We start from the raw sequence: 8,538 nt of genomic DNA on the forward strand, positions 1-8,538 counted from the left end.
TTTCTTTTAAGACAGCGGCAGCGATTCCGGTTTTATCCGGTAATTGAGCCATAAACTTTTGATGATCCGCTTTCATCTGCTGATGAAATTCCTGCATGGCGGCATGGAGACTGTCAGCCTGGTCTTGGGTGATTTTTCCGTCCCGGATCATGACAGCTATGCGGTGCTGCATCGGGTTATGGTGGACAGGAGCAGCGGCAGTCATCGGGGTATTGAGGCCGGAAGCCGAATCATCATTTGCCGAGACCGGGATAAATGATGCAGTGGCTAATACGGCAACCGCAGTACCAGTCAATACAGTCGTTAAAAGTTTTTGCCGCAAGGCGAGCGTTGTTTTCATACTATTCACTCCTTTATTATTTCTATACTTTAATACTATCTGTACTATACGCCGTAATTGTCACAATTTAATGACATCCGTGTTACAATTTACTGAAATCATACATTAGAGATGAAAACAGTCAAGATGAAATAAAGAAATTTGAAACGTATATAATGATGAAAAAATGACGCATATTTCATGTGCCTGCAGCTATATACAGCGTAGTATAAAATTATGGAATCGGTATAATTTATATATTTTTTGTACAGATGGATATCATAATTTGACAAGAATAGAATACCTTGTTATAATAAAGACTATAAATTGTAAAGTATAGCTCACATAAATTTGTAAGATTATTCTATGTACAATAATTTATAAATTTATGTGGGTTATTTTACTTTCTTTTGTTTTTTTATTTAGGAGGAATTATAATGGCTACAGGTACAGTAAAATGGTTTAATGAAAGTAAAGGTTTTGGTTTTATCACTCCGGATGATGGCGGTGCAGACGTATTCGTTCATTTTTCAGCAATTATGTCTGATGGTTTCAAGACTCTTCGCGAAGATCAGAAGGTTACTTTTGATGTTGAAGCAGATCCTAAGAACAAATCCAGATTTAAAGCTGTAAATGTAAAATAATCAGTGTACGTACATTACATGTATCTCTATATGATTTACAACGTATAGACGACTATAAAATCCCTGCTAAGGCAGGGATTTTTTGCGTTTATTGAAGCACAAGCACTATTTAGGCGTGTTTTTCTGAAAAGAATCTGTTGATAATCAGTATAAATGTATATATCATTAAATGAGATAAATAACAGAATTGGAAAATATATAGTTTTATTTATATACATGACTGTTGTTTACACTAAGGATACTGTCAGTAAAAATGGAATTGGATTCCTTTATTGATAAAAATATGCAGATATATGGAAGTGTCACAGGAGGTACATGATAAAAATGATGAATAAGGATATTTTTAAAATAGTGCGTATTTTAGACGAATACAGGCTTATAATAAATGCAGGTTCTGATGCCAACGTAGTACGATCCTGCCGTTTTTACGTCATGGGAGAAAAAAGTGATGTTATTGATATAGATACAAATGAAAGATTAGGATTTATTCCTGTCATAAAAGACATAGTCAAACCTGTATTTATAGAAGAAAAGTTTTGCATTTGTGAAGGATGTGAAGATGTCAGATATAAAATGTCCGATACAACGCCATTATTATTTTCTCAGTCGAGAAAATTAAATATAAATGTCACCCAAATCACAGGTTCTTATATGGATGCCCCTATCAATATATGTGATAAAGTTATTATGGTTACTGATTCTGATAAAGAAGAACAAGGCAAAGTTGTTGAACGTCATAAAAAAATAAGGATGTATTCACGGATTCCGTCTCTGCTTTTTTAAATTTAAAACATAAAACTATATAATATATAATCAATGGCAAATGCAATGATGGAGTAGCGATGAATAAGAATAATTAACTTAAATGTATATAAACAAAAGGTCCTTCGGGATCTTTTTTTGTTTTAATTATAAATTCGTTTGACATATACTATTATATGTGTATAATAGTATATGTTGTTATTTATAATATGTAATTATCTATAGTTATATGATGATAAGTATAATTATGGATTGGGATGTTGTTATAAGGAGATAGTTGTTACGTGATTAGTATACGCAGTATGTTACATAATGATGAAGAAAGTTTATTTGAACAGATAAAATATATTCATGATAATTTTCCTGAAATATGGATAGATAAATATATTAATAATTTAGATTGTCCGTTTAATTATGGCTTTTTGGATAAATGTCCGTCGCGGGAACTGCAGCATGATTGTAAAAAATGCTGGGACTTGCTGTTATCTGGGGAAAATAAATCATCTAAATAATCTTAATTTTCCAAGAAAATATTATATGTAATACAAATGAATGAAAAAAAGCCGTGTCTTTTGACAGGGCTTTTTTGTGTGTCTAAGAATGACAAAATTTTATTGAGTATCCCAGTTGAATAGTACGGGAAATATGCATTTTTTTGTATGTAAAAGTTGTTTTTTAGAATAAGTTAAAATGTTTTGCATTATATTATATATGTAGCAAGGATTATGAAAACAATTTAACTAATATCGACCTTAAAAGATAAAGTTTAATGACTGTTTGTAATATATATATTGCATATAAAATATAATAATGTTTAACTGAAAATGTTATTTATATAATTTTTTTAATTTTAAAATGATAAAACATCTTAATTTTAATATATTTTATTGTTTATACTTTACAAAAATTAAAAATAGAGTATAATAAAGGACAGTTAATTTATATTTAAATTATTCACAATTTTATATAGTGATTTGGCGGTGTATGAACCCTATCCCTATGGCAATGAAAATATTTGTCTATGATGAATAAAAATGATAATTCATTGTATCATACCGTATGCCGAAATTAACTCTGGAGAGTCCCTGGTGGGAGCCGAAGGTGTAAGGAATGTTATATATTCTCTATCTCTCAGGCAAAAGGACAGAGGTGATGTATTTCGCACACCTGTTTACCAACCTGTCTTCAGCTTTTTGAAGAGAGGTTTTTTTATAAATATTTTTCATGTTTGTTACACACATTTATCAAGTTTTTTGTTATTTTTACATTTCAAGTAACAAACATAGGGGAGGGGCATTATGACTAAAAAAATTTTTAGGACAAAAAGTATCAATGAGTTTATTTCAGAAACTCAAAAGGAAGGCGGTATGGAAAGGGTTCTGGGGACTTTTGGCCTTACCATGCTGGGGATTGGCTGCATTATCGGTACGGGGATTTTTGTATTGACGGGGGTAGCTGCAGCCGATTATTCCGGACCTGCACTTGTTATTTCTTTTGTTATTGCGGCTATTGCCTGCGCTTGTGCGGCACTTTGCTATTCTGAATTTGCAGCGATGGTACCAGTTGCCGGAAGTGCGTATACATACGGATATATTGCACTTGGTGAATTTTGGGCATGGGTCATCGGCTGGGATTTGATCTTGGAATATGCATTTGCTATCGGAGCAGTGGCTATCGGGTGGTCTGGATATTTTGCCAACATTATGACTAATCTGGGTTTTGCGCTTCCGGTAGCTTTGGTAAAAGCACCGTATGAAGGGGGAATTATTAACTTACCGGCGATGGCTATTATTGCTCTTGTTACTTGGATTAATATTATGGGTGTACGCCAAAGCTCTGCGGTTAATAATGTAATTGTTGCAATTAAATTAGTCGTAGTTTTATTATTCATTGCGTTAGGGTTTGGTCATGTTAATCCGGCTAACTGGGAACCCTTTATGCCGTATGGCTGGAGTGGTGTGTTCTCCGGCGCTTCTGTAATTTTCTTTGCATACATAGGGTTTGATGCTGTTTCTACAGCAGCTGAAGAAGTTAAAAATCCACAGAAAGATTTGCCGCGCGGCATTATTTTATCTTTGGTTATTTGTACTGTATTATATATTATTGTTTCGGGAATCTTGACCGGTATGGTTCCGTATCTTGATTTTAAAGGTCAGGCCGCTCCGGTTGCATTTGCATTGCAGCAGGTTGGCTATCATTGGGGTGCTGCCGTTGTATCCGTCGGTGCGATTTGCGGGTTAACTTCAGTACTGCTCGTCATGCTTTTCGGACAGAGCCGTATTCTTTTTGTTATGTCTCGTGACGGACTACTTCCGGGAGTATTTGGTCACATTCATCAAAAATATAAGACCCCTGCCAGAAGTTCACTTATTATCGGCGTCATTACAGCAATCGTAGCCGGATTTTTACCAATCGGCTTAGTGGCAGAATTGACTAACATTGGCACCTTGTGTGCGTTCATGATAGTAGCCGCAGCAATCATTGTACTGCGTAAAAAAGCACCGAATCGTCCGCGTGCCTTCAAGTGCCCGTTTGTTCCGCTGGTTCCGATTTTGGCGATTGTTTTCTGTGGTATCTTAATTTGGATGCTGCCGGAAGTGACACAGATTCGTTTTATTATCTGGCTTATTTTGGGGATGTTTATTTACTTTGGGTATAGCTATAATCACAGTATTATTTCCGGAGGACTTTTTAGCGGTCCTATGGAAGTTTCTAATCGCAAAGCTGTATCACAAGATGATCATAGTACGAAAGAATAAGTTTTATTTATTTAAGCCGCCATGGTATTTGGCGGCTTTTTTTATTTTAATTTGTTCTATTAAAATAATTATAGAGATACAAACTGTAAATATAATAAATAAATTGCTCCGCTGTGTCCTCTATGGTAAAATATAATGATGGTAAAATATAGCAAAGGAAAGGTTTATATTACATGGGAGAAAAATATTATTTTATTATTTCTTATGGTTGTCAGACGAATATCAGCGATTCAGAACGCTATGCCGGTCAGTTGGAAGAATTAGGATACCGCATGACGGAGAATATGGAATTGGCTGATGTCATCTTATTAAATACATGCTGTGTACGTGAAACAGCGGAAGATAAAACATTGGGGAAAATAGGCGAACTGAAACATTTAAAAAAACGTAATCCTGATTTGATTATTGCCGTAACTGGTTGTATGGCACAAGAATGGCAGGATAAACTTTTTCATAGAGCTCCCCATATAGATTTGGTTATTGGTACGCATAATATTCATAAGCTTGTCTCTCTTATCGAGGAGCGTCAGAAAAAATCGGATCATTATCTTGCTGCAGATATGACCGTTCCGGCATTTCATGATTTGCCGACACGGCATTTTCGTGATTTTTTTGCTTGGGTACCTATTATGAACGGCTGTAATAAATTTTGTACGTATTGTATCGTTCCGTATGTCCGAGGGAGAGAAGTAAGCCGTTCTGTGGAGAATATCGCGAAGGAAATAAAAAAACTGGGAACGCAGGGCTTTAAAGAAATCACGCTTTTAGGACAAAATGTAAATTCATACGGGCAGGATCTTAAAAATGGGACCGATTTTTCAACACTTATCAGACAAATCGAAGAGATAGAGGGTATTGAACGAGTTCGTTATATGACAAGTCATCCTAAGGATATGACCTTTGCCATGATCGATGCCATGGCAGAAAGCAAAAAAGTTGTCAATCATATGCATCTGCCGATTCAAAGCGGTTCCGATGAATTATTAAAGAAAATGAATAGAGGGTACACAACAGCGCATTATCTGGAACTAATTGAGTACGCCCGCAGAAGAATTCCTGATTTAGTTCTTACTACCGATATTATTGTTGGGTTTCCGGGAGAAACAGAAGAAATGTTTGAAGAAACGCTGCATTTTTTGGAAAAGACCCGATATGATATGGCGTATACCTTTATCTATTCCCCGCGCACAGGGACTCCGGCTGCTAAAATGCCGGATCAGATTCCGCAGGATGTAAAGAGCCTTCGTTTACGCAAGTTAATGGATATACAGAATACAATCAGCCTTTCCTATAATAAGGAAATGGAAAATAAAATCTATTCTGTTATTGTGGAAGGACCGACAAAAAATGATGAAAATCATTGGTTTGGACGTACGACAGGAAATAAGATGATTATATGGGAAAATGATAATACCGTTGCTGTTGGCGATACGGTTCCGGTTGTTGTTGACAAAGGACAGACATGGGTTTTGAAGGGACATATATGGAAACAGGAGGGATAGACGTTGCCAGCGGAAAAGAAGATTACACCGATGATAAAGCAATACTTGGAAGTGAAGGAACAATGTCAGGATAAAATATTGTTTTTTCGTCTCGGTGATTTTTATGAAATGTTTTTTGATGATGCATTGACGGCTTCCCGAGAATTGGACTTGACACTGACTGGCCGTGCCGGCGGTGACAAAGAAAAAGTACCTATGTGCGGAGTGCCGTTTCATTCTGCTGATACGTATATCGAACGGTTGGTGCATAAAGGATATAAGGTAGCTATTTGTGAACAGATGGAAGACCCCAAACTTGCAAAGGGCCTCGTCGATCGTAAAATTATTAAAGTCGTTACACCGGGTACCATTACGTTAGAAAATGCAGTAGCATCTAAGAAAAATAATTATATTGCCTGTTTGATGGGGAAAGAGGATGAAATAGCAATAGCTCTTATGGATGTGACCACCGGTGAATGCCTGTGGTCTCTTTGTGTTGCTGGTTCTATAGAAGATACGTTGTTTGATATGCTTTCTGTATATGATCCCAGTGAATTGATTTATTCGCAGCTGGGCAGCTATGCGGAGGTCATTTTGGATTATGTGCATACTCGGTTATCTCAATGTGCGGTAACCTTGTACGATGGTAAAGAAGATATAGATTATCGGGCAGTAACGACTGCACATTTTTCTGAATATGTAGATTCTTTAACTTTTACAACGATACAATGTCTGGGACTTTTATTATCCTATGTAGCTACCGTTATGCAAACGGATATTTCTCATATTAATGTTCTGGAACGAGTGGATAATGAAAGACGTCTTATTGTGGATGCCGCGAGTCTGCGGCATTTAGAAATTATTCAGAATGTTCGTGACGGCGGGCGAAAAGGGACATTGCTGCATGTTCTTGACAGAACACATACTGCAATGGGGGGACGTCTTCTGCGAAAATGGCTGGAGTTTCCGCTAGTGCGAATTGCGGATATTGTGCGGCGGCAAGATGCAGTCGAAGAATTGCTGCAGCATGAAATCATTCGTCAGGATATGGGAGATACACTTGATCGTATATATGATTTTGAACGTATTCTTACACGAATTGAAACGGGTACGGCCAGTCCTAAGGATATGGTCGCTTTGCGCGAATCATTGGCGGTTATTCCCGACTTAAAAAATATTCTCGATGGGACTGCCTCTCCTCTTTTACGGCAATTGAATGAACGGATTCAGAGACATGAAGAGACATATCAGTTATTGTCAGAGGCGATAAAGGAGGATCCGGGAACCGTGATTCGCAATGGCGGCGTGATTCGTGAGGGATATTCCCCGGAACTTGATGAAATACGCGCAATATCTGCCAACAGCCGGGCTTTTATGCAAGGGCTGGAGGAACAGGAAAAAGAAAAAACGGGTATTAAATTAAAAATAGGATATACCAAGGTGTTTGGGTATTATTTTGAGATTTCTCATGCCAATACCAAGCCTATACCTGCATACTATGTCCGCAAGCAAACATTGGTCAATGCGGAACGCTATATTACGCCGGAACTTAAAGAGTTTGAAGTGAAAGTACTGACGTCACAAGAGCGGACGCTGGCATTGGAGTATAAAATATTTTCTGAAGTACGCCAGAAAATACAGGAGCATATTCCTTCCATGCAGGAAACAGCGCGAGCGATTGCCAGAGTAGATTGTTTATATAGTTTTTCTTGTGCGGCTCATGAAAATCATTATACACGGCCACAGTTTACAAAGGAGGATACGTTTATTATTCGTGACGGACGGCATCCGATTATTGAAAAATATATAAAGGATGAAATGTTTGTTCCGAATGACGTTACACTGAATCACAAAGATCATGAGGTACTTGTTATAACAGGTCCCAATATGGCAGGGAAATCGACCTATATGCGTCAAGTTGCGGTTTTGACACTTATGGCACAGACTGGTTCGTTCATCCCGGCCCGAGAAGCTGTTCTTTGCCCTGTTGATCGGATTTTTACCCGTATCGGCGCAAGCGATGATATTTTAACAGGACAAAGCACCTTTATGGTGGAAATGAAAGAAGTTTCATATATTCTAAAGCACGCGACACCCCGCAGTTTGCTGATACTCGATGAAATCGGCCGTGGAACGAGTACATTTGATGGGATGTCTATTGCCAGAGCGGTTATTGAATATTGTCTTAAACATGTTCATGCGTTAACGCTTTTTGCTACTCATTATCATCTTAGTGTAAAATAGTTCTCGGTAAGATATTGCAAAAAAAAGAAAAGACCTAGATAATAGATATATTGCCTAGCCAGCAAAATATATCACAACCGAAGGTCTTCTCATGGAATATATTATAGCAGAAATTATCAAAACAATAAAGGAATCCGATACCGCGATCATACGCGAAACAAAATTATTGCAGCTGTTTATGCGGATTTTCACAGAGGCACTGGTTTGTGCGTTAGAAATCATGGATACAGAATTGGTGGAACAGTACAAGAAACAAGGATATCAGATAGAACGGCGGGATCGCCGTACGATACAAGGACTATTCGGCACCGTTACCTATCAGCGCCGTC

At 37.3% G+C, this 8,538-nt stretch carries 8 protein-coding genes and 1 riboswitch; of the genes, 7 read left to right on the forward strand and 1 reads right to left on the reverse strand.

From position 1 onward, the window contains the following. The coding region (locus BLR11_RS13530; RefSeq protein WP_091653148.1) for a hypothetical protein at positions 1–340 on the reverse strand (340 nt) is incomplete at its 3' end. A gap of 416 nt (positions 341–756) precedes the next feature. Here BLR11_RS13530 and BLR11_RS13535 point away from each other — a divergent pair. From BLR11_RS13535 to BLR11_RS13565, 7 genes are all read left to right on the forward strand, one after another. After that, the gene (locus tag BLR11_RS13535; RefSeq protein ID WP_091653151.1) at positions 757–963 is read left to right on the forward strand and encodes a cold-shock protein; all 207 of its coding nucleotides are present in this window, start codon (positions 757–759) and stop codon (positions 961–963) included. A gap of 324 nt (positions 964–1,287) precedes the next feature. After that, positions 1,288–1,746 carry a hypothetical protein gene (locus BLR11_RS13540; protein ID WP_091653153.1) on the forward strand — a complete coding sequence of 153 codons (459 nt, stop codon included), beginning with the start codon at positions 1,288–1,290 and terminating at the stop codon, positions 1,744–1,746. Positions 1,747–2,009: 263 nt separating this feature from the next. Next, entirely contained in the window at positions 2,010–2,237 is a 228-nt protein-coding gene (locus BLR11_RS13545) for a hypothetical protein (protein WP_091653156.1), read from the forward strand. A gap of 552 nt (positions 2,238–2,789) precedes the next feature. Next, a riboswitch (glycine riboswitch) is annotated at positions 2,790–2,882 on the forward strand. Positions 2,883–3,023: 141 nt separating this feature from the next. Next, positions 3,024–4,484: an amino acid permease gene (locus tag BLR11_RS13550; RefSeq protein WP_091653159.1), complete on the forward strand. Its 1,461-nt coding sequence runs from the start codon at positions 3,024–3,026 to the stop codon at positions 4,482–4,484. 173 nt (positions 4,485–4,657) lie between these two features. Continuing rightward, complete coding sequence (gene miaB, locus BLR11_RS13555) at positions 4,658–5,986, forward strand: tRNA (N6-isopentenyl adenosine(37)-C2)-methylthiotransferase MiaB (protein ID WP_091653161.1); 1,329 nt, start codon at positions 4,658–4,660, stop codon at positions 5,984–5,986. Between the two features lie 30 nt (positions 5,987–6,016). Beyond that, on the forward strand, positions 6,017–8,209 hold the full coding sequence (gene mutS / locus BLR11_RS13560) for a DNA mismatch repair protein MutS (protein WP_091653164.1): 2,193 nt from the start codon (positions 6,017–6,019) through the stop codon (positions 8,207–8,209). 91 nt (positions 8,210–8,300) lie between these two features. Then, on the forward strand, positions 8,301–8,538 hold a 238-nt coding region (locus tag BLR11_RS13565; protein ID WP_176763013.1), incomplete at its 3' end, for a UPF0236 family transposase-like protein.

The sequence above is a fragment of the Megasphaera paucivorans genome, assembly GCF_900103535.1.
GTDB classification, from domain to species: Bacteria; Bacillota; Negativicutes; order Veillonellales; family Megasphaeraceae; genus Megasphaera_A; species Megasphaera_A paucivorans.